20 protein-coding genes and 1 tRNA gene are annotated in these 22,941 nt (G+C 42.0%); 16 read left to right on the top strand and 5 right to left on the bottom strand.

What is annotated here, in order from left to right; all coding sequences use genetic code 11:
- The first annotated feature begins 5 nt into the window (after positions 1–5).
- The 11 genes from tpiA (at position 6) to ABFY09_RS02470 (ending at position 10,835) form a co-directional block, all read left to right on the top strand.
- Positions 6–755 (top strand): triose-phosphate isomerase, encoded by a 750-nt coding sequence (gene tpiA, locus ABFY09_RS02520; RefSeq protein WP_347982717.1) that lies wholly within the window; start codon positions 6–8, stop codon positions 753–755.
- A 3-nt stretch (positions 756–758) separates the two neighbouring features.
- Positions 759–1,109 (top strand): preprotein translocase subunit SecG, encoded by a 351-nt coding sequence (gene secG / locus ABFY09_RS02515; RefSeq protein ID WP_347982716.1) that lies wholly within the window; start codon positions 759–761, stop codon positions 1,107–1,109.
- Between the two features lie 64 nt (positions 1,110–1,173).
- Positions 1,174–1,259 (top strand) — tRNA-Leu (locus ABFY09_RS02510).
- A gap of 317 nt (positions 1,260–1,576) precedes the next feature.
- The gene (rimP, locus tag ABFY09_RS02505; RefSeq protein WP_347982715.1) at positions 1,577–2,038 is read left to right on the top strand and encodes a ribosome maturation factor RimP; all 462 of its coding nucleotides are present in this window, start codon (positions 1,577–1,579) and stop codon (positions 2,036–2,038) included.
- Positions 2,039–2,066: 28 nt separating this feature from the next.
- On the top strand, positions 2,067–3,557 hold the full coding sequence (nusA, locus tag ABFY09_RS02500; protein ID WP_347982714.1) for a transcription termination factor NusA: 1,491 nt from the start codon (positions 2,067–2,069) through the stop codon (positions 3,555–3,557).
- A 26-nt stretch (positions 3,558–3,583) separates the two neighbouring features.
- Positions 3,584–6,112, top strand: a complete 2,529-nt coding sequence (gene infB, locus ABFY09_RS02495) for a translation initiation factor IF-2 (protein WP_347982713.1) — start codon at positions 3,584–3,586, stop codon at positions 6,110–6,112.
- 12 nt (positions 6,113–6,124) lie between these two features.
- The gene (gene rbfA, locus ABFY09_RS02490) at positions 6,125–6,514 is read left to right on the top strand and encodes a 30S ribosome-binding factor RbfA (RefSeq protein ID WP_347982712.1); all 390 of its coding nucleotides are present in this window, start codon (positions 6,125–6,127) and stop codon (positions 6,512–6,514) included.
- 9 nt (positions 6,515–6,523) lie between these two features.
- Entirely contained in the window at positions 6,524–7,453 is a 930-nt protein-coding gene (truB, locus tag ABFY09_RS02485; protein WP_347982711.1) for a tRNA pseudouridine(55) synthase TruB, read from the top strand.
- 85 nt (positions 7,454–7,538) lie between these two features.
- Complete coding sequence (gene rpsO / locus ABFY09_RS02480; RefSeq protein WP_347982710.1) at positions 7,539–7,808, top strand: 30S ribosomal protein S15; 270 nt, start codon at positions 7,539–7,541, stop codon at positions 7,806–7,808.
- Between the two features lie 184 nt (positions 7,809–7,992).
- A complete protein-coding gene (gene pnp / locus ABFY09_RS02475; RefSeq protein WP_347982709.1) occupies positions 7,993–10,101 on the top strand; it encodes a polyribonucleotide nucleotidyltransferase in 2,109 nt (702 codons plus the stop codon).
- 143 nt (positions 10,102–10,244) lie between these two features.
- The gene (locus tag ABFY09_RS02470) at positions 10,245–10,835 is read left to right on the top strand and encodes an LPP20 family lipoprotein (RefSeq protein WP_347982708.1); all 591 of its coding nucleotides are present in this window, start codon (positions 10,245–10,247) and stop codon (positions 10,833–10,835) included.
- Positions 10,836–10,903: 68 nt separating this feature from the next.
- Here the strand turns inward: ABFY09_RS02470 and ABFY09_RS02465 are convergent, their stop codons facing one another.
- Positions 10,904–11,314: an acyl-CoA thioesterase gene (locus ABFY09_RS02465; protein WP_347982707.1), complete on the bottom strand. Its 411-nt coding sequence runs from the start codon at positions 11,312–11,314 to the stop codon at positions 10,904–10,906.
- On the opposite strand from ABFY09_RS02465, the gene ABFY09_RS02460 reads away from it, so the two are divergent.
- Positions 11,313–12,338, top strand: coding sequence for a DUF3080 family protein (locus ABFY09_RS02460; RefSeq protein ID WP_347982706.1), 1,026 nt, complete (start codon positions 11,313–11,315; stop codon positions 12,336–12,338). The two genes, ABFY09_RS02465 and ABFY09_RS02460, sit on opposite strands and share 2 nt — an antisense overlap.
- A 9-nt stretch (positions 12,339–12,347) precedes the next feature.
- On the opposite strand, the gene ABFY09_RS02455 is transcribed toward ABFY09_RS02460, so the two are convergent.
- Positions 12,348–12,671, bottom strand: a complete 324-nt coding sequence (locus ABFY09_RS02455) for a hypothetical protein (protein WP_347982705.1) — start codon at positions 12,669–12,671, stop codon at positions 12,348–12,350.
- 282 nt (positions 12,672–12,953) lie between these two features.
- Between ABFY09_RS02455 and ABFY09_RS02450 the strand changes: the two genes are divergently transcribed.
- The 4 genes from ABFY09_RS02450 to ABFY09_RS02435 all read left to right on the top strand — a co-directional run bounded on the left by ABFY09_RS02450 (position 12,954) and on the right by ABFY09_RS02435 (position 17,237).
- Complete coding sequence (locus ABFY09_RS02450; RefSeq protein WP_347982704.1) at positions 12,954–14,018, top strand: diguanylate cyclase; 1,065 nt, start codon at positions 12,954–12,956, stop codon at positions 14,016–14,018.
- Between the two features lie 102 nt (positions 14,019–14,120).
- On the top strand, positions 14,121–15,095 hold the full coding sequence (gene glk, locus ABFY09_RS02445; RefSeq protein WP_347982703.1) for a glucokinase: 975 nt from the start codon (positions 14,121–14,123) through the stop codon (positions 15,093–15,095).
- 19 nt (positions 15,096–15,114) lie between these two features.
- Positions 15,115–16,590 (top strand): glucose-6-phosphate dehydrogenase, encoded by a 1,476-nt coding sequence (gene zwf, locus ABFY09_RS02440; RefSeq protein ID WP_347982702.1) that lies wholly within the window; start codon positions 15,115–15,117, stop codon positions 16,588–16,590.
- Positions 16,591–16,610: 20 nt separating this feature from the next.
- Positions 16,611–17,237, top strand: coding sequence for a bifunctional 4-hydroxy-2-oxoglutarate aldolase/2-dehydro-3-deoxy-phosphogluconate aldolase (locus ABFY09_RS02435; RefSeq protein WP_347982701.1), 627 nt, complete (start codon positions 16,611–16,613; stop codon positions 17,235–17,237).
- 66 nt (positions 17,238–17,303) lie between these two features.
- Here the strand turns inward: ABFY09_RS02435 and ABFY09_RS02430 are convergent, their stop codons facing one another.
- The 3 genes from ABFY09_RS02430 to dnaG form a co-directional block, all read right to left on the bottom strand.
- Positions 17,304–18,707 (bottom strand): PhoH family protein, encoded by a 1,404-nt coding sequence (locus tag ABFY09_RS02430; RefSeq protein WP_347982700.1) that lies wholly within the window; start codon positions 18,705–18,707, stop codon positions 17,304–17,306.
- 326 nt (positions 18,708–19,033) lie between these two features.
- Positions 19,034–20,869, bottom strand: a complete 1,836-nt coding sequence (gene rpoD / locus ABFY09_RS02425) for an RNA polymerase sigma factor RpoD (protein WP_347982699.1) — start codon at positions 20,867–20,869, stop codon at positions 19,034–19,036.
- Positions 20,870–20,984: 115 nt separating this feature from the next.
- Positions 20,985–22,937: a DNA primase gene (gene dnaG / locus ABFY09_RS02420; RefSeq protein WP_347982698.1), complete on the bottom strand. Its 1,953-nt coding sequence runs from the start codon at positions 22,935–22,937 to the stop codon at positions 20,985–20,987.
- Positions 22,938–22,941: the final 4 nt, after the last annotated feature.

Below are 22,941 nucleotides of genomic sequence, written 5' to 3'. Positions count from 1 at the left end.
AGAATATGATTCGTCGGAAAATAGTAGCTGGAAACTGGAAAATGAATGGCTCAAAAGAGTCTATTGATGCACTAGTTGATGGTTTGCTTGAGATGAAGGGTTCTAACTCTGAAGTGGTGATTGCCCCTTCTTTTCCATATTTGTCACTTGTTAATGAGCTTGTTAAAACGAGCAACTTTAGCTTAGCTGCTCAGAATGTTAGTGATGAAGTGAAAGGTGCTTATACAGGGGAAGTCTCGGCTTCTATGTTAGGTGATTTCAACGTTAAGTATGTTTTACTTGGTCATTCGGAGCGCCGAACACTTTATAATGAAACAGATGATGTTGTTGCTGCTAAAATTACAACTGCTTTGAGTGCTGAATTGACGCCAATTTTGTGTATTGGTGAAACGTTGGAAGAGCGTGAAGCAAATCAAACATTTTCTGTGTGCGAGCGTCAGATTCAGGCTGTTGTTTCTAAGGTTGGAATCGAAGCGTTCGCAAAAATAGTTATTGCTTATGAGCCGATTTGGGCGATAGGCACAGGATTATCAGCAAGTGCTGAGCAAGCCCAAGAAGTGCATCAGTCAATTAGAGCCTTCTTGGCAAAGTCTTCAGAAGTTGTGTCTCAAAAAGTGCAAATTCTGTATGGCGGAAGTGTTAAAGCATCAACCAGTACGGCTTTATTTGAAATGCCTGATGTCGATGGTGCTCTTGTTGGTGGAGCATCACTTGATGCGAAAGAATTTATAGCAATAGTAAAAGCGGCAGGTTAATTAATGGAAGCACTTATTTTAGTTTTGCATGTACTGGCGGCAGTAGCGATTATTGCGTTGGTTTTACTGCAGCAAGGTAAAGGTGCAGATGCTGGTGCCTCTTTTGGTGGCGGTGCATCTCAAACAGTATTTGGTAGTCAAGGCGGCGGTAGTTTCTTCGGGAAAATGACGGCTGTGTTTGCATTGGTTTTCTTTTTGACGAGTTTTGGTTTGGCTTTTTTTGCCAGCGAACAAGCGAAAAGTGTTTCTGGTGCGCTTGATTTTGTTCCTTCTGTTCCTCAAGTGGAAGATTCAATTAGTTTGCCTGAACTAGGTGAAACACAAGTGACTTCAGACCTACCTGTAACTGAGTAATTTTAGTCTATAGGATTCAATGAAATATCTAAATTGGATGTTTTGTTGTTTATGTAAGTGTTTTGCGGATGTGGCGGAATTGGTAGACGCGCCACCTTGAGGGGGTGGTGAGCTATGCTCGTGGGGGTTCGAGTCCCCCCATCCGCACCAATCTTGAATTTATGTTATATCTTGTGTATGATGTCGCGATATTGATGCAGAGTAATTTGGTTGGTTGAAGATGAGTACGATTTGTCTTCATGGTTTCCTTTATTAGGTATCCGCACCATTTTGTTCTTGGTATTAAGTGTCAGGATTGACGACCTTCTTTGAAGGATGCTCTCTCAGTGTTACTGAACAGAGTACTAAGAACCCCTATATGGGGTTTTTTGTTATCTGTACTCTTATTGCTGTTTTATAAATGGAAATGGGCCTTGAGCCCGTTTTTTGTTTCTGCGTTTTACAAAATTGATTTTCGGAGAAAACGATTGTCAGCAAAATATACGATTTTAGAAGAGCTTATTCGACCTGTCGTTGAAGGATTAGGGTTTGAGTTCTGGGGAATGGAATATTTATCTTTAGGTAAAGATTCTGTGCTTCGCATTTTTATTGAGACGGATGCGGAGAAGGGCATCGATGTAGAAGATTGTGTCAGTGTTAGCCGTCAAGTTAGTTCTATTTTAGATGTTGAAGACCCAATTACAGGGGAATATAACCTAGAAGTTTCATCACCAGGTTTAGATCGACCTTTATTTAGTTTGGTTCAGTATCAAGCCTATATTGGTTCTGTTGTTTCTTTGCGTTTGCGAGTGCCATTTGATGGGCGTCGTAAGTTTAAAGGTCAACTTATGGGGATCGAAAACGAAGACGTTGTCATTCGTGTAGATCAAGAAGAATATTTATTGCCTATTGATTTAATCGATAAAGCGAATGTTGTTCCACAATTTTAAAAATTAACCTTGAAGAGAGGCTAAAAGGATGAGCAAAGAAATTCTTTTGGTAGTGGAAGCCGTTTCCAACGAGAAAGATGTTCCGAAACAAGTTATTTTCGAAGCCGTTGAAATTGCTTTAGCTAGTGCTGCCAAACGCCGTTTTGAAGAAGAGGCGTTAATTCGTGTCTCTATCGATCAGCGTACAGGTGATTATAAAACATATCGCCAATGGAACATTGTTGCAGATGAAGACTACTCTGCACCTGCGTATGAATTAACAATTGATGATTCTGAAGAGCAAAACCTAGGCGTTGATATTGGCGGCATTTACGAAGAAGAAGTTGAGTCTGAAACCTTTGGTCGTATCGCAGCGCAAACTGCAAAGCAAGTTATCGTACAGAAAGTTCGTGAAGCTGAACGCGCTAAGATGGTTGCGTTGTATGCAGAGAAAGTTGGCAAGCTTGTACACGGTCAAGTTAAGAAAGTGACTCGTGATAGCTTGATCATTGACCTTGGTGAAAACGCAGAAGCGTCTTTACCAAAAGATCAATTGATCGCGCGTGAAAGTTTCAGAATGAACGATCGTATTCGTGCATTGTTGTTAGAAATTCGTGACGACAGCCGCGGAGCTCAGTTGATTCTATCTCGTAACGCACCAGAGTTTATGGTTGAACTGTTCCGTCTGGAAGTGCCAGAAATCGCAGAAGAAGTGATTGAAATTCGTAGTGCTTCAAGAGATCCAGGCTTACGCGCAAAAATTGCAGTTAAAACAAACGATCGTCGTATTGATCCAATCGGTGCATGCGTTGGTATGCGTGGTGCACGAGTTCAAGCAGTATCGAATGAAATGAACGGTGAGCGTGTTGATATCGTACTTTGGGACGATAACCCAGCACAGCTTGTTATTAATGCCATGGCGCCTGCTGAAGTTGATTCTATCGTCATCGATGAAGATTCTCATTCTATGGATGTGGCGGTTAAAAGTGATAATTTAGCACAAGCAATTGGTCGTAATGGTCAGAATGTACGTTTGGCTTCTACCTTAACAGGTTGGGCATTGAATGTAATGACCAGTGAAGATGCCGAAGCGAAGCAGCAAGAAGAGTCACAGAAGCTGATTGATGTCTTTGTTACTGGTCTGGATATAGACGACGATTTGGCAATCCAAATGGTTGATGAGGGATTCACTTCTTTAGAAGAAGTGGCTTATGTCCCAATGGAAGAAATGTTAGACATTGACGGATTTGATGAAGATTTAGTAAACGAGCTGCGTTCACGAGCAAAAGAGGCTTTGTTGAATCAAGCGCTTCAAGCTGAAGAGCAATTAGATGGTGCTAAACCTGCTGCTGATTTGTTGGCAATGGAAGGAATGGATAATCACCTTGCTTTAGTACTTGCGTCTATTGGTGTGATTACTATGGAAGATTTGGCTGAGCAATCAGTTGATGAATTGCTTGAAGTTGAAGGTATGACTGAAGAGCGTGCTGCAAGTCTTATTTTGACTGCCCGCGCACCTTGGTTTGCTGAATCTGAATAAAATCTGAGTACATAAGGGGGAACTTAATGACAGTTCAAACCGTAAAGATACTATCCGAGTTGGTGAATACACCAATCGATAAGCTACTAACTCAGATGAAAGATGCTGGTCTGCCTCAAACGAGTGCAAATCAAGAAGTCTCTGAAGTTGAAAAACAAACCTTGTTGAATTTTTTAAAGCGTCAACATGGTGACGAAGGCGATAGCAGCCAACGAATTACTCTACAGCGTAAGACAACTAGTACTTTGTCTCGTGGTGATGGTGGTAAAGCGGTCAATGTTGCTGTAAAGAAAAAGCGCACTTACGTGAAGCGTGATGATTTAGATGACGAAGCTCAAAAGCAAGAAGAGCTAGCCAAGCGCCTTGCAGAAGAACAAGCGGCAGAAGAAGCTCGCTTACGTTTAGAAGCTGAGAAAAAGTTAGAAGCAGAAAAAGCAGAAGCTGCAGAAAAAGCGCGTCAGGCTGCTGAAGCTAATGTGGTACATGATGCGGAGCAAAACGCTTCCGACAAAGGAGCAGAGCCCGTGGAAACGGTTAAGCGAGAGAAAGCACCTAAGAAAGCGTCTCAACCTGCAACGGATAATAAAAAGTCTACTGCAGTGCCAAAAGGTAAAAAAGGCGCTACGAGACACGACAACGATAAAGAGAAAGATAAGCCTCGCGGTCGTACTCCAGAGAACAAGCGTGGCGCACGTGTAAACTTGAATGGTGATGAGGAAGTTCGTCGCGGTAAGTTAGGGCGCAAAAATAAGAAACCTTCTAAGCCACAAGAGCATGGTTTCCAAAAGCCAACTGCGAAAATTATCCACGAAGTCGCGCTACCAGAAAGTATTACAGTAGCGGAACTGGCTGAGAAAATGACCGTAAAAGGCGCGGAAGTTATTAAGGTCATGTTTAAAATGGGTGCAATGGCAACCATTAACCAAACGATTGACCGTGATACAGCAACACTTGTTGTCGAAGAAATGGGTCACACAGTGACTTATATCGATGAAAATGCTGTTGAAAATGACATGATGGAAGCGATCGATTACGAAGGTGAAGCGATTAAGCGTGCACCTGTTGTTACTGTAATGGGTCACGTTGACCACGGTAAAACATCCTTACTTGATTACATTCGTACAACACGCGTTGCTGCAGGTGAGTCTGGCGGCATTACCCAGCATATTGGTGCATATCATGTTGAAACACCGCATGGCATGGTTAGCTTCCTAGATACACCTGGACACGCTGCGTTTACTTCTATGCGTGCTCGTGGTGCGAAAGCAACTGATATCGTTATCCTGGTTTGTGCTGCGGATGATGGTGTTATGCCTCAAACAATTGAGGCGATTCAGCATGCTCGTGCCGCTGAAGTGCCTATGGTTGTGGCAATCACTAAGATTGATAAAGAAGGCGCTGATCTTGATCGCGTTAAGAATGAATTGGTTGCTCAAGAAGTTGTACCTGAAGAATGGGGTGGTGACATTCAGTTCGTTGGTGTATCTGCGAAGTCTGGTGAAGGTATTGAAGAGCTGTTAGAAGCCATACTTCTTCAATCTGAAGTGCTTGAGTTAACAGCAGTTCCTAGTGCGCCAGCGAAAGGTGTGGTTGTTGAAGCTCGCCTTGACCGCGGACGCGGTTCTGTCGCAACTTTGCTTATTCAGAACGGTACCTTGAAGAAAGGCGACATTGTCTTGGCTGGCTTACAAATGGGCCGCGTACGTGCCTTGTTGGACGAGAACGGTAAGTCAATTACTTCTGCAGGGCCTTCTATTCCAGTTGAAATTCTTGGTCTTGATGGAACGCCTGATGCGGGTGAAGAATTCATCGTAGTTGCGGATGAGCGTAAAGCGCGTGAAGTGGCTAACTTCCGTCAAGGCAAATACCGTGAAGTGCGTTTTGCTCGTCAACATTCTGCGAAATTGGAGAACTTATTCTCTGAAATGGGTAAAGATGAAGTTCGTACTTTGAACGTTATTCTTAAAGCCGATGTTCGTGGTTCTCTTGAAGCTTTGATTAAGTCATTAACGGATTTGAATACAGATGAAGTACGAGTGAACATTGTTTCTAGCGGTGTGGGTGGTATTAGTGAAACTGACGCAACGTTAGCTTTGGCTTCTGAAGCGGTTATCTTTGGTTTCAACGTTCGTGCCGATACATCTGCTAAGCAATTTATCGAGCGTGAAAGTATTGATCTTCGTTACTACAGCGTTATCTACAACATTATCGACGATGTTAAACAAGCACTTTCAGGTATGTTGTCTCCTGATCTACGTGAAGAAATTCAAGGTACAGCAGAAGTTCGTGACGTATTTAACTCTCCTAAGTTTGGCTTAATTGCTGGCTGTATGGTGATTGAAGGTACGGTATACCGTAATAAACAAATCCGTGTTCTACGTGATGATGTTGTTATTTATGAAGGTGAGCTAGAATCACTTCGTCGCTTTAAAGATGCGGTTAACGAAGTTGGTCGAGGCATGGAATGTGGTATCGGTGTGAAAAACTACAACGATGTCAAAGTAGGCGATAAGATCGAGGTTTTCGAAACCATCGAAGTTGCGCGTACTCTTTAATAGGACATAATCATGGCAGGCGAATTTAGTCGTACTAGTCGGATTGGTGACCAGCTCCAAAAGGAGCTGGCGTCCTTAATCCAATTTGAAGTAAAAGACCCTCGTTTAGGGTTAGTTACTATCAATGAAGTACGCGTTGCAAAAGATTTAGGTTATGCAGATATCTATTACACTGTGTTGGGTAAAGACGATCAGCCAGAAGTGTTGGCTGAAAATCAAGCAGCTTTAGACAGTGCCAAAGGTTTCTTGCGTGGCCGTTTAGCAAAAGAAGTAAAACTTCGTGTCATGCCTCATTTGCGTTTCCATTATGATCAAAGTGTTTTGAATGGTTCGCGAATGTCGAATCTGATTGATGAAGCGATTCGTGATGATGAAACGAAAAGTGGTAACGAAAGCGAGTAATACTTTTTTATGTCTAAAACAAAGTGGCGTTCAGTAGACGGTATCGTTCTACTGAATAAGCCGATAGGTTTAAGCTCAAACCAAGCACTACAACGTGTTCGTCGTCTTTATCGAGCGGCAAAAGCGGGTCACACTGGCGCGCTTGATCCTTTGGCAACTGGCATGTTGCCATTGTGTTTGGGGGAAGCAACCAAGTTTTCACAATTTTTGTTGGATGCAGATAAACGTTACATTACTTGTATTCAATTAGGGAAAAGAACCACAACGGGTGACCGTGAGGGTGATGTATTAACGGATGAAGCCGTTCCTGTTTTAACAGACGATGAGCTTGAGTCCATACTAAATCGTTTCCGTGGTGAGATAGAGCAGATTCCTCCAATGTATTCTGCGCTAAAGCATGAAGGCAAACCTTTGTATGAATATGCTCGTCAAGGCATTGTCATAGAAAGGAAACGTCGACGCGTTACTATTACGAATCTGACCCTTGTCTCTAGAACAGAAGACACGCTGACATTGGACATACAATGTACCAAAGGCACGTATATTCGAACTATAGGTGAAGATATCGGAGAAGCTTTAGGTTGCGGTGCACATTTGCATTCATTGCATAGAGTGTCGACAGCAGGTTATTCGCCAGAAGTCATGCTGACTCTCGAAGAGTTTGAAAGCATTGCAGAAAAAGGTGAAGACGAACTAGATCGTTATTTAATGTCAATGGATACTTCCGTTGAACATCTAAATAAAGTCGAATTATCGACTCATGATACAAAGGAAATGTTGTTTGGTCGTCCAGTTAAGAATGCTACGTCTTTAGAAAATGAGATGTTAGTTAGGCTGTATGATCAAGATACTCAGCGTTTTTTAGGTCTGGGTGTGATAAAAGAGGCATTTATTCGTCCTCATCGACTCGTAAATACCAGTGAGTTAACGAACATTTAGTGTTAGACTTACGGGCTTAGGGTAACTGAAAATATGCTCGGCTATCCTTTATTTTTAAATAGCATATTATTTTGGAGATATAGATATGGCATTAACTGCAGAATCAAAAGCAGTGTTGGTTAAAGAGTTTCAAGTAGCGGAAGGCGACACTGGTTCTCCTGAAGTTCAAGTAGCATTGTTGACTAAGAACATCGAAGGTCTTCAAGGTCACTTTAAAGCTCATATCCATGACCATCACTCACGTCGCGGTCTAATCCGCATGGTAAACCAACGTCGTAAATTGTTGGATTACCTTAAGCGTAAAGATGCAGCACGTTACACTAGCTTGATCAAAAAGTTAGGTCTACGTCGCTAAGACTGAAGAAGGGCCATAAATTATTATGGCCCTTTTTTTATAGGTTTCCCAAGGGACAGCCTGTACTTCATATGTGTTTTTTACTTTGTCTGTTGTGATGAATTGAACAGAAGAGCATATATGAGTACTGGCTTTAAAAGAGGTCTTTGGGAGCAAGTAATTTTTTTAATGAAAAGGAATACGTGTGAGTATTACGACAAAAACATTCCAGTTCGGTAACGATACCGTAACGCTAGAAACAGGCCGCATTGCTCGTCAAGCAACAGGTGCGGTGTTATGTACTATTGGTGATGCGCAAGTGTTAGCAACTGTTGTTGGTGCGAAATCTGCAAAACCTGGTCAAGACTTTTTCCCATTGTCTGTACATTATCAAGAGCGTGCCTACGCCGTTGGTAAAATCCCTGGTGGTTTCTTGAAGCGCGAAGGTCGCCCTTCTGAAAAAGAAACATTAACCTCTCGTCTTATTGACCGCCCAATTCGTCCATTGTTTCCAAAAGGTTTCATGAACGAAGTTCAAGTTGTTTGTACAGTAATGTCGACAAACACCGATTTGGATGCAGATATCGCCGCTATGTTGGCAACGTCTGCTGCTTTAACCATTTCTGGTATCCCATTTAATGGCCCAATTGGTGCAGCTCGTGTTGGTTTCAACGATGAGTCTGGTTATATCTTAAACCCTTCTTATTCTGCTCTAGACAGCTCTTTGCTAGACATGGTTGTTGCTGGTACGAAAGACGCGGTTCTTATGGTTGAATCAGAAGCACAAGAACTGACAGAAGACGAAATGTTGGGTGCGGTTCTTTTTGCTCATAAAGAAATGCAAACAGCTATTTCTGCGATCTCTGAGTTTGCAACTGAGTGTGCTAAACCTCGTTGGGAGTGGGAAGCTGAAGCGGCAAATGCAGCATTGACTGAAGCTCTAACTACAGGTTACGCAGCACAAATTGAAGAAGCTTACGGCATCAGTGAAAAAATGGCGCGTTACGCTAAATTAGGCGAAGTGCGCGATGCAGCAGTTGCTGCGTTAGTCACTGAAGAAGGTGAATTTTCTGAAGCCGATGTAACGGGTGCGTTTGCTAAACTTGAAAAACGTACTGTACGTCGTCGTGTTATTGATGGTCAGCCTCGTATTGATGGCCGTGATAACAAAACGGTTCGTCCAATTAATGTTGAAGTTGGCTTGTTAAGTAAAACTCACGGTTCTTCTTTGTTTACACGTGGCGAGACTCAAGCAATTGCGACTTGTACTCTAGGTACAAGCCGTGATGCTCAAATGTCTGACGGTTTAGCGGGCGAAAGCAAAGACAGCTTCATGCTTCATTACAATTTCCCTCCATACTCTGTAGGTGAATGTGGTCGTATGGGCGGTGTTGGTCGTCGTGAAATCGGTCATGGTCGTCTTGCTCGTCGCGGTGTTCAAGCGGTATTGCCAAGTGAAGACGAATTCCCATACACAATTCGTATTGTGTCTGAGATCACTGAATCGAACGGTTCGAGCTCTATGGCTTCTGTTTGTGGTGCTTCTTTGTCTATGATGGACGCTGGTGTTCCTCTTAAAGCGCCAGTTGCTGGTATTGCAATGGGCCTTATCAAAGAAGACGACGGTTTTGCTGTATTGACTGATATCTTGGGTGACGAAGATCACCTTGGTGATATGGACTTTAAAGTAGCAGGTACGGAAGAAGGTATTACTGCGCTTCAAATGGACATCAAAATCGAAGGTATCAATGAAGAAATCATGGATATCGCATTAAGCCAAGCAATGGACGCGCGTAAGCACATCCTTCGTGAAATGGCTCAAGTGATTGGTTATGCTCGTCCAGAAGTGTCTCCTAACGCACCTTCTATGGCGACAATCAAAATTGACCCAGAGAAAATTCGTGACGTTATCGGTAAAGGTGGCGCAACGATTCGTTCTATCACAGAAAAAACAGGCGCGTCTGTTGATCTAGATGATGATGGCACAGTTCGTATTTACGCAGCGGATAAGGCGTCTTCTGATGCAGCGCTATTGTTGATTCACGAAATCACAGCAGAAGCAGAAGTAGATAAGCTTTACAAAGGTAAGGTGGTTCGTCTTGCTGAGTTTGGTGCTTTCGTTAACATCCTGCCTGGTAAAGATGGTTTGGTTCACATTTCTCAGATCGCTGAAGAGCGTATCCGTGCTGTGACAGACTTCCTTTCTGAAGGTCAAGAAGTCATCGTTAAAGTTCTAGATGTTGATGCTCGTGGTCGTATCAAACTTTCTATGAAAGATGTTACAGAGGAAGAAAAAGCATCTTATACTGAGTAATTAATAGCGTAAGTTGATGTAAAAGGGTGCTATTCATAGCGCCCTTTTTTGTGCTTCGGAAAATAAATAACTAAGATAGAGCTATCTTGTAAAAATATCTTTGATGTTGCATCACAAAATTATTGTTATTGAAGGGAAATAAAATGAAATTGAAACTTGCCAGTCTATTAGTATCCAGTGTTGTGTTGGTTGCCTGCAGTAAAGATGTTGTGAATACACCTGTAGCAGCAATTCCTGATTGTGCTTTTGCGGATGGTTCAAATCAAGCTGCGCCTGATTGGGTTTGTGGTGCACCTGTTGAAGGTGTAGCTTTGTCAGCGGTTGGTTACAGCGAGAAGTCAGCGGCAGGCCCTAATTATATGAAGCAAATGGCGGCTACTGCGGCAAGAGTTGAATTGGCTCAAGTGTTGAGTGTTGATTTGCAAAATATGGTTAAACAATACGTGGAAACAACAGGTGCAGGCGATGCAGAAACGGTGGATCGAGTGAACAGTGTTGTGACTAAGCAAGTGACAGAGCAACAATTGATCGGTTCTAAAGTGGTTCGCCAAATGCCAACACCATCTGGTGGTTTAGTTGTTTTGGTTGGTTTAGATCCTTCTCAGGCAGAAGGCGTGGCTGAAAGCATTTTACGTACTTCTATGAAAAGTGAAGCGGCTTTATTTCAGAAGTTAGAAGCTGAAAAGAGTTTTGATGAATTAGCGGAAGAAATTGCGAAGCGCTATTCTAATTAATCTATTGGTTATTTAATGGGGGGGGAGGGGATGCGCAGGCTTTGGTTTACTCATCCCCTGATGTTTATTTAAAGTGAGCCTTCTTCATCAAAAATAGGAGTTGGCTTTTTGTTTTCATCAACGGCGACAAAGTTAAAGTGGCCTGTTACTGCTTTTGTACGCTTGTCGCTGTCTAGTTGCTCAAGGAAAATAGACACTTCTACCTTTAGGGATGTTCGTCCTACATGAACAACTCGGGCGATCAGCTCGACCAGGATCCCAGATGGAATGGGCTGGTTGAAGTCAACTTGCTCTGTTGAAATTGTCACCATAGATTTTCTCGAAAAGCGTGTTGCTGCTATATAAGCCACTTCATCCATCCATTGTAATGCAATGCCGCCAAATAATGTGTCGTAGTGATTTGTTGTACCTGGAAAAACCATTTTGGCAACGCGAGTTTCAGAAATTTCTTCACGCTTTTGAATGAGTAGCTTGTTCATGTTAGTAAAACCTTTTCTTTCTATGATTCTGTTAGGTGGCATTATACTCATTGGAGTGAGCGGATGTGACACGCGTTTTAAAGCAGAGACTACTTTGTCTGATTATGTACAGGATTTAAACCGTTCTCAGTTTTTTTCCACAGAAACTCCAGCAATTGTAATGCCAAATCGTTTACCTCCTAAAAGATTACGTCAGCTGGACTTGTCTGCTTTTGATATTGGTCTGTTGGATTTCCTATCTCTTCAGCAATGTGGTGTTGGTGCTGTGGCGGGAAAAAAGAACAGCATTTTAGGAAAAGTAATGCCGGATAGTCAGCGGTTTTTGTACGAGCTGGATATTATACGTGCAATTGAATCTTGTGAGGTAACAGATAGAGAACTTGCTGAGTCTCTTTATCAGGTAGCGCAGAAAAAGCGGCTTGAATTACCGATTGCCTTTGGAAATGCCATTTTTCAAGGAGAAGAGAGTGATGCTTTTTTTAGTCTCTCCAATGGCTTTTTACCCTTAAATTACTCAAAGGAACATCAGCAAGAATTATTGAATGCTTTGAATCACCTTATTGTTATAGGTGAGAATCTGGAGAGCCTTCCAGTTGTTGATGGTGACAGATTTGAAAATGATTTAAAGGCTTTGTTGAATAGTGAATATGCGGGACGACTTTTGTATTCTTTATCTCGAATCACAAGTTATTTGAATCAAGTGTCTAAAGAAACAAGTGCGTTAGACCAGAAGGCTTGTGGAGCACCTATGGCGTATTTGTCTCAACAATTTGAGCGTCATTATGTGAAGGCATTACAACCATATATGGGAAGGATAAACAGCAGTGCTTATGAGGTTTTGCCTCTACTGAATCGATTGGCCGAATTAGGCAAAGTCAGTAATGAAACACGGGTTTTTATGCATCAGTTTTCATTGCAAGGAGTAAGCCGCAGTGTTTGGCTTGATTATCAGGAAGCATCTCAGAAACATGCAAAACAATGGAGTCGAGTGTTTGGTCTTTGTTCTATTCCGCTCTCATCTTAGTTTTTATAATTAGATTCGCGTGTGGATTTGTTGCTCTAAACTTTCTACTAGGTCGTATTGGAAAGCTTCACCTGAGGCCAATGGTTCTTGGCTTAACGCTTTGAGTAAGGCGAGATTAGCAACTGGGTTCGAGCCAATTCGATGAGAAAATTGAATCGGTCGAGTCAAGGCGTGAGGCTGATGGGCATTCAAGGTATCAGAGGTATCCAATAGTGAAGGGCCTGGCTGACTAAATAAGCTCATCATTAGTGCAAAATGAGCATTGCCTGACACCGGATTGCCCGCTTTACTATTCTGGGTGACCTGTGTTTCAACAATTTCTCTTATATTCATTTATTAGCCTAATTGGTTTAGTTGCAATAAAGCTATCGGCATGAAGTGTTTTTTCTTGATGGGAGGAACGGATTAATTAGGAGGCGGTTTTTTCATTATCTAATGGTAGAAACATCAAATTGTTATTTTTTTGTAGCGCTTTTTATCAAATAGCTATCAGGTATGGCTCAAATTGTTCAAGCATCGTACTATAATGCATTATATATCAATTAGATTCCGAATATTTTGACTTTATTAATGTGGAAAAGTGAGCCGCTTTATTTTTTGCGGTAGGGCATATAGATGCATGACATCAACGAACTGATAGAGAATGTAAGGCATAACGAAGGGATTGCGCGTAAATTCTTCGAGATAGAGCGCTGTATTCTTTCTATTGGTCGTTGTGATCAGTTCGTTTCAACTCTTACTCGTGAAGTGCAAAAACAATTTAATGTGCCTTATGTGTGGGTAAATCTAATCAACGAAGCCCCTTTGTCTCATCTCATAGAGAGCTTGGAAAAAATGCCAGATTTACGTGATCGGGTATTGTTTACAAAACGGCGTTCTATGATAGATATCATTAAGTCGAGTAATAAAACGGTTCTTGTTAATACGAATTTAAGCCAATGTCGAGATATCATCCCGAGTGTGTATCGTGACATTATTTCTTCTGTGGCTATCTCTCCTTTGACCATAGATGGCGAGTTGGTGGGGTTATTTTGCCAAGCTGACTCAGACAGTTCCCGTTACGATGCCACTACAAAAGACACATTTTTATTGGATCAGTTAGCCATTAAGATCTCTATCTGTCTGAGCAATGTGACTGCGCGAGAGAAGCTTGAATATTTAGCGACTCGTGATCCACTCACTGGGCTGTTAAACCGTCGTCAATTGGAATTAATGCTAGATCGCGAATTTACTCGTACTAAGCAACAGAAGCGTGATCTTACCGTAGTATTTATTGATTGTGATGCTTTTAAATCGATTAATGACACATTAGGGCATAACTGTGGTGATGAAGTTTTAGAATACATTGCCAAGCGATTATTGAAGTATGTTCATAAACAAGGCTTGGCTTTCCGATTTGCTGGCGATGAGTTTGTGTTTGTTATGCCTGGAAAAAGCTATAAACAGGCGATGTTGGTAGCTGAATCTATTCAAGAATACCTTCAAGCTAACCCTTTAAGGTATAAATCTAATCTGGTTCCTATTACGATCAGTTATGGTGGTGCAAGTGTCCTATCTGATGCTCCAAATAACTATAAACATTTGCTAAAAGTGGCTGATGAACGCCTTTACGACTATAAAAACAATCGTAAGAGACTAGTGCCAACGAAAGTGTTTAAATTTTTGAATAAATTGCGCTGATTTTGTAATTTTATTACATTTTTAGATGCTTGCTTTCGTGTATATGGTATTTTTCAGGTTAATTTTGTTGTAAAATTTCAAAAAAATAATTAGGGTTCGTTTATGTCCCATGCGTTAATTGCTGATTTAGGCGGAACAAATGCGCGTTTTGCTATTGTTCCGATTCACGAATATGAACCACTAGAAGTTAGAGTTCTACCTTGTAAGGATTACGATAACTTTTTTGATGCAGTATCTGAATACATTAATCATTGTAGTGTTGAACTAGCAGACATTGACGCCGTTGTTTTAGCTATTGCCGGCCCTGTAAACAAGCCAGTAATTCGCTTCTCTAACAATCCTTGGTATTTCACTCGATCAGAGATTGAGTCTTATTTCGGCAAAGATAAAGCTGTAGCTTTGTTAAATGATTTCGATGCGGTTGGACATTGTTTAAAAGTCCTTTCATCAGATGATGTGATTGAAATTGGCGAAGCGAAACCAGCAGATGCAAAAGAGCCTTGTTGGGTTGTTGGTCCTGGAACAGGGTTGGGTGTGTCATGTGTGGTACCACAAGAAAACGGACCAAGTATTATTTTGCCTGGAGAAGGCGGACACATAGATTTGTCTTCTTGTAATGAGATTGAAGACTATATTCTTACCTTTCTTCGATCTCGCCACGAGCGTGTTTCAGCTGAGCGAGTGCTATCTGGAATGGGGCTTGAAAATATTTATGAAGCGCTTGCTATGCGTGATGGAGTGGCGAAACGTTTAACCGCTCCAGAAATTGGCGAAGTCTTGGCTCAGGGAAATGACTCTATTGCCGTTGCCGCTCTTGAGCAGTTTTTTGTGTTTTTAGGGCGAGTTATTGGTGACTTTGTTTTGTCTGTAGAAGCTCGAGGTGGTGTTTATATCGCAGGTGGTATTGTTCCTCGATATGTAAATGAAATTCTAAAAAGTGGCTTTCGTAAAGCCATGCAAGATAAAGGGCGTATGAAAGAGTTTGTTTCGCCTGTTCCTACTTTTGTTGTTATGTCTGAATATCCAGGGCTGATGGGATGTGCTTGTTACGCTTCCTATCTCGTCTCGAAAGCCTAGTCTAGTTGGAGAATGAAAAATGAAGGCAAGTTTAAAAGCCTGTGATGTTGTAATTTTTGGTGGTGGTGGCGATCTTGCGATGCGTAAGTTGCTTCCTGCTTTGTTCCATTTGGATATGGATGGTTTGCTTGCTCCAACGACCCGTATTATTGGTGCGTCGAGACGAGAAGTAAGCACCGCTGAGTACCAAGAGAAAGTTCGTGCTGCATTGGATGAATTTGTTCCATCGAGTGTTGGAGACGAAAAAACATGGCCTCGCTTCAAAGAGCGTTTAAGCTACGTTTCCGTTGATGCGCAGCAAGAGTCTGATTTCTCTCGTCTTAATGATCATCAGGTCGGTGGTGATGATCGCGATGTCGTATTTTATTTGGCGACTTCTCCAGATCTGTTTGGTTCTATTTGTTCTTCCTTGGCAAGTCATGGCTTAAATGAAGAGCGTATGCGAGTTGTATTGGAGAAGCCTCTCGGTCGCGATTTGGTGTCCTCTCGTGCAATTAACGACGAAGTTATGAAGAACTTCAACGAGCAGCAAGCTTTCCGTATTGACCATTACTTGGGTAAAGAAACAGTACAAAATCTATTGGCTATTCGTTTCGGTAATACTTTATTTGAACCTTTATGGGACAGTGCGCACATCGATAATGTGCAAATTACAGTCTCTGAAACGGTTGGTGTTGAAGGCCGTTGGGGTTATTACGACAAAGCCGGTGCTATGCGAGACATGGTGCAAAACCACCTGATTCAGTTATTGTGTCTTGTGGCTATGGAGCCTCCAGGTCGAATGGATGCTGATTCTGTGCGCGATGAAAAAATCAAAGTGCTAAAGGCATTACGACCAATCACAGGTGCAAATGCGTACACGAAAACAGTTCGTGGCCAATATGCAAAAGGCATGATTAAAGCGAAAGATGTAAAAGGTTATTTTGATGAAGAGGGAAGCAACCCAGATTCAAGAACCGAAACTTTTGTGGCTTTACGAGCTGATATTGATAACTGGCGTTGGGCAGGTGTGCCGTTTTACCTAAGAACTGGTAAGCGTTTAGGCCAGCGTTATTCTGAAATTGTTATTCAATATAAAGCCGTTCCTCACAGTATCTTTAGTGATGAAAGTAATCGCCAGCTACAGCGTAATCAGTTGGTTATTCGTCTTCAACCAGAAGAGAAAATTTCCTTAACAGTAATGAATAAAGTGCCTGGCGCAAGCGAAGGTATGAATTTACAACCAGTAGACTTGAATTTGAGTTTAACGGAAGCATTTAATGATAAACGTAGTCCAGAAGCGTATGAGCGTCTGTTATTAGATGTTATGCGTAATGATGCAACCTTGTTTATGCGGTATGATGAGGTAGAAGCGGCTTGGAAATGGGTGGACGGTATAATGTCCGCTTGGAGCCAAACAAGTGAACGCCCGAAAGAATACGCCTCTGGTTCTTGGGGACCTGCGGCATCAATGGCGTTACCAATTAAAGATGGTCGTAACTGGCACGATTATTAATTATAAAAAAGGAAAATATAATGAGTACTTCTTATACTGCAGCACAGGTAATGACTGCAACTTCTGTAGTTCCTGTAATTGTTGTTGACGATGTTGAACAAGCTGTTGCTTTGGGTAAAGCTCTTGTTGCGGGTGGTGTTCCTGTTTTAGAAGTGACACTACGTACTCCTGTAGCATTAGAAGCAATCACTGCACTTCGTAAAGAAGTGCCTGAAGCGATTGTTGGTGCTGGTACGGTTTGTTCTCGTGCTCAATATATAGAAGCGATTGAAGCTGGCTCTCAGTTTATCATTAGCCCAGGAATGACAGCAGATCTTTTGAAAGCAGGTAAAGAGTACGACGTGCCTTACTTGCCTGCTGTTGCGACGATTTCGGATATTCTGTTGGGTATGGAGCATGGCTATGACCACTTCAAATTCTTCCCAGCTGAAGTAAATGGTGGTGTTAAAGCGCTGAAAGCATTTGGCGGACCGTTGTCACAAATTAAATTCTGTCCAACAGGCGGAATTGGTGAGAACAACTTCCGTGAATACTTAGCTCTACCAAATGTGCTTTGTGTTGGTGGTTCTTGGATTGTTCCAACAGACTTAGTGCGTGCTGGTAAATGGGATGAAATTACTGCATTAGCGAAATCTGTTTCTCAATAAGATCTTAGTACTTCGCAAAAAAAGGGAAAGGCGACAGCCTTTCCCTTTTTTATTGCTCGAAAAGTACTAGAGATTTTCTTCTGCAAACTCCGCTAATCGGCTACGTTCTATGCCATTTACATGCATGATGCTCGCGTATTTAAAGGATTTAGATTTTTCCACGAGATAAGTGAGACCTGAGGTGAGCGGCGTAATATATTTGTTGTCTATTTGTGCCAAGTTGCCTAAAACAATGATCTTTGAATTACTACCGATTCGAGTAACAATGGATTTTAGTTGGAATTGAGTCAGGCCTTGAGCTTCATCAACAATGATTAAGGCGTTGTTAAAAGATCGGCCGCGCATGAAGTTGAGAGATTTGAATTGGATGTTTGCTTTTTGTTTGACGTAATCGATGCTGCTAAATGAATGCTCATCTGCGCCATGAAGTATCTCTAAGTTGTCATCAAAAGCAGCTAGCCACGGAGCCATTTTCTCTTCTTCTGTGCCAGGTAAGAAGCCAATGTCTTCTGCCATTGGGGGTGTAGAGCGAGCTACAATGATTTTATTGAAGCGCTTTTCTTCCATAGTTACTTGTAGTCCATAGGCAAGTGCGAGTAGTGTTTTCCCTGAGCCAGCAGGGCCTGTCATTACCATTAAATCTGAGTTGTCATGGCGGAGAAGATAAAAAGCCATTGCTTGTTCTAAGTTACGTGGATGGATTCCCCAGAAGTTCTGGTTCATAAGCTGTTGTCTATTAATGTCGAGAAGGTAGACAAACTCTTGGTCTATATTCACCACAAAACCGATGAAATCTTCATCGTCTATAACAAACATGTTTAGGTAAATATTAGGTAGAGAGGTTTTGCTAATCACATGTACTGTATGGCGTCCATGAGCCTCTGTTTTCACACTATTGATAGTTGACCAAAAGCTGTCATCAAAATGAATGTAGCCTTTACTCATTAGATCTAAGTCGTCTAATACGCGATCTTTTCGATAATCTTCTACGCGTTCTAAGCCAGATCCTTTAGCTTTGATTCTCATATTGATGTCTTTTGTGACTAAACATACTGAAGATCTAGGGTGTGTCGCTTGCAGGCTTAATCCCACATTTATAATTCGATTATCATTGGCATGGTCATGATTTCCATTCAAGAAGGGGATGTTGTCAGTGAGTGTGATTTGTTGGTCAGGGAAAATAGCTAAGGTTCCCTCACTGCCTTTTCCTTGGCTTGTGTCTTGGCTGTCTAATATTCGAATAGGAATGCCTGCTTGAAGTGCTTTTGGGGAGGCATCGCCCACTATTTTGTCTATGGTATTAATGGCAACACGAGCTTCACGGCTAACGTCTTTATCTCTCCTGTCTTTGATGACGTCCAGCTCTTCTAAAACTGTCATAGGAATGACGACTTTGTGTTCCGCAAAAGCGTAAATTGCTAAAGGGTCATGTAACAATACATTGGTATCAAGAACGTATATTTTTTCCATAGAGCATTACTCCTGAAGTGAGTGCAAGATGTTTGAAAATAAATAAGCGAATGAAACAAATGGTACTGGTTGAGGTTAATAGTGAGGGGGAATAGTGAGTAAAAGATAGATTCTTTAGTGTGAGCTTTGCTCCCCATATAAAAGGGTGCTGGTGAGAAAAGTGTTCTTTGAAATTATGGTTTTTTAGCAAGCTTAGCCTCACTGTCTTTATCCATACTCTAATTAGAGTGTATGACAGTTTTGTTGCTTATACTTGTTTTAATTAGTTTTTTTAGGCATAAAAAAACCGCTGGTTATAGCAGCGGTTTTTTTGAAGTGCTTAGATCTTACTCATCAAGGAAGCTTCGTAGATGTTCTGAGCGGCTTGGGTGACGTAATTTACGTAACGCTTTTGCCTCAATTTGGCGAATACGCTCACGAGTTACATCAAACTGCTTACCCACTTCTTCAAGAGTGTGGTCAGTATTCATATCGATACCAAAACGCATGCGCAATACTTTGGCTTCACGGGCTGTTAGGCCAGAAAGAACCATAGTGGTTGATTCACGTAAACCTTCAATCGTGGCGATATCGATAGGAGATTCCGCGCCATCATCTTCGATGAAGTCGCCAAGATGTGAATCTTCATCATCACCAATTGGCGTTTCCATAGAAATCGGTTCTTTCGCGATTTTCAATACCTTGCGGATTTTATCTTCTGGCATATCCATTCGAGCAGCTAGCTCTTCTGGCGTTGCCTCGCGACCCATTTCTTGTAGCATTTGACGAGAAATGCGATTTAGCTTGTTGATCGTCTCAATCATGTGTACTGGAATACGGATAGTACGAGCTTGATCGGCAATAGAGCGAGTAATTGCCTGACGAATCCACCAAGTGGCATAAGTCGAGAATTTATAGCCGCGACGGTATTCAAACTTATCGACCGCTTTCATCAAGCCAATGTTGCCTTCTTGAATAAGATCCAAGAACTGTAGGCCACGGTTGGTGTATTTCTTAGCAATCGAGATAACCAAACGTAAGTTTGCTTCTACCATTTCTTTCTTCGCACGACGTGCACGAGTTTCACCAATCGAAATGCGACGGTTAATCTCTTTTAGTTCTGCAATGGTTAGGCCAGTTTCTTTGGTTACAGCACGAAGTTTGCGCTGACTACGCATAAATTCCGCTTCGTGTTCTTCTAGAGCGTTAGCATAGTCTGCACCAGAAGAAATTTGTTCTTTTAACCAGTCAGGGTTCGTTTCGTTACTTGGGAAACGTTTCAAAAACTCAGTTCTAGGCATGCCTGATTTACGCACACAAACTTGCATGATTAAACGTTCTTGGTCGCGTATTTTAGTCATACGAGAACGAACACGATCAATTAAGTCATCAAATATTTTTGGAACTAATTTGATTGGGGCAAAGCTAATGCTTAATTCTTCTTGCTTACTTTTTACTTCAGGGTCTTGGCGTCCCTTGGTTTCTAGTAAAACTTTTAGTTCATCGTAGATACGCGAGATTTCATTGAAACGTAAAGCCGTTTCTTCAGGATCAGGGCCGTTATCAGTCTCTTCTTCCTCGTCATCTGAATCGTCATCTTCATCAGTATCGACAGCGTCGTCTTCAACAGGGACTTCTTCTGTCATCAATTCTTCAAAGACAGGTTCTTCTCCATCTCCATCGATGAATCCGCTAAAGATGTCGCTTAGACGACCTTCTTCTTCTTGAACTTTCGCGTATGTATCAAGTAAAACGTCAACTGCGCCAGGGAAGTAAGAAACAGCAGCCATTACTTCACGCGTACCTTCTTCAATACGCTTTGCAATAGCAATTTCACCAGCACGGGTTAATAGTTCAACCGTACCCATTTCTCGCATGTACATGCGAACGGGATCTGTTGTTCTGGTAATGTCGCCTTCTACAGCGGCTAAGGCTGCAGCGGCTTCTTCTGCGGCTGCTTCGTCCGTGGCATCGCCTTCTTCCATTAGAAGGCTATCTTTATCTGGTGCAATTTCAGAAACTGTGATGCCCATGTCATTGATCATGGCAATAATTTCTTCAACTTGCTCCGGGTCAGAAAGGTCATCAGGGAGGTGGTCATTAACTTCAGCAAAAGTTAGGTAACCTTGTTCTTTACCCTTGGCGATCAACTCTTTGAGGCGTGACTGTTGAGTGTCTGGCATTCGACAACCTATCGTTAGAAATTCATTTAGATGTTTAGCAAGCCGCGGATTATACTAAAAACGATTATTTTTTTCCAGAAAATCCTGCTTTTTTTGACTGTGATTTAGGCAGGGGTTAAGATTTTTTTTGTCTTATCTGTTCAATGCGTTTGAGTATATCTTGCTTACTTTCCTTTGTATCTATGGATGCGGGTCCCTTGTTTTTCAAGTACTCTTCGCCAAGTTTATTTTCATAAAACAAAATTGTGTCAATCACCTCTTTTTCTGGATTTGGAATCTTCGTTTTTATCGCTGCGTCTGGATGATTTAGTAACGCGTAAATCTCAGACATAAAAAGACTATCCGTTGTTTCACCAATTAAGTGACCAACGTTGTTATTAGGTTTTTTGTAAAAGTAACGCCAAATTTTACAGAAGTTTTGCAACTCTTCATTGGCCTTATTTATCAGAGGATCAGGGATTTCGACCTCTTTTGCTATGTGTGGGTGGAGTAGCAAACATATAGAGGCTTGTCTTATACGGCTTAAGCTAGAAGGTGCAGGAGGGAAGTGAGCCTGTTTCTCTTTAAATTTACCACCCTTTTTGAAAGGCGGTTTCTTATGACCTTCATGCTGATTAGGTGTATTGCCATAGTCATGGTTTGAATGACTTTCATATTCATCGTATGCAGGGGGGTAATGGTCTTCGTCGTAGCCAATGTGTGGAGCTTGTTCATGCGATTCTGTGTATTGACTCGTATTTTGACTGCTTGGTTCGTGCCTTTGTTTGGGAATTGACGTATTACCAAGCGTGTCACTGTCAATGCCAGATTGATCACTTAACTGCTTGATAAGAATAGAGCGAAACGTCAGATCTTTTGGGATCTGTTGAATCATGGACATGGCGTTTCGCGTGAATTGCGCTTCGCCTTCTTCGTCGGCAAGCGTAACTTGGTTTCGAGCGTGTTCAAGTAAAACATGTGACAGAGAAGACGCGTCTTCGAGCCTGTGATTGAAAGCGTCTTTGCCTTCTTGTCTTACTAATGAATCTGGATCTTCTCCCTCAGGCAAAAATAAAAAGCGTATTTGCTTTTCGTCTTGCATCACAGGCAAGGCCGCTTCTAAGCCTCGAATGGCAGCCGCTCGGCCCGCTTTGTCACCATCGAAACAAAGAATAACCTTACTGACCAATTTGAATAGCTTACGTATATGTTGGCTATTTACTGAGGTGCCAAGCGTGGCAACGGCATTGGTAATACCGTGTTGTGCGAGCACAATAACGTCCATATACCCTTCGACCACAATGATTTGGTCGAGTACAGGCGTATTTTGTTTGGCTTCAAATAGGCCGTAAAGTTCTTGGCTTTTTTGGAAAACAGGTGTTTCCGGGGAGTTTAAATATTTGGGTTTTTCATCCCCAAAAGCGCGACCGCCAAATGCAATGACACGGCCGCGAGAATCGCGAATTGGGAAAATAATGCGATCACGAAAACGATCGTAATAGTGGCCTGGTTGATCTTTTTTCTCGATCAGCATGCCGCCATGTAATAACTGCTCTTGGCTTTCGGCACGAGTGCCAACGCGCTTTAATAAATTGTCCCAACCTGAAGGGGCGTAACCTAGCCCAAATACTTTGGCGATTTGCCCTGATAACCCTCGATCTTTGGATAAATAGTCTGTCGCTTTTCTTTTATCTGGGTGTTTGATTAGCTGTTCTTGATAAAACAGAGCGCTTTCAGACAGGCGCTTTAGTAGCTCAGCATTTTGTTCGTAACGATCAGGCGCGCCTTGTTCTCTCGGAACTTCCATGCCCGCGTCTTTCGCAAGTGTCTCAATGGCATCAACAAAATCCACATGATCGTGTTCCATGACAAAAGAAATGGCATTGCCGCCAGCGCCACAGCCAAAGCAGTAATAAAATTGTTTGTTGGGGTTGAGGCTGAAAGAAGGGCTTTTTTCATTGTGGAAAGGGCAGAGTGCACTGTAGTTCTGTCCGGTTTTTTTTAAGCTAATACGAGACGCAACCACATCGGTTAAGTCGGTTCGAGCTAGAAGCTCATCGATAAACTGATCAGGAATACGTCCCGCCATGGTA

Origin of the sequence: Marinomonas sp. 5E14-1 (assembly GCF_039939215.1) — a bacterium.
In the GTDB taxonomy this organism is placed as follows: Bacteria; Pseudomonadota; Gammaproteobacteria; order Pseudomonadales; family Marinomonadaceae; genus Marinomonas.
Note: the sequence above shows the minus strand (reverse complement) of the source record. Positions and strands in the feature narration are given on the sequence as shown.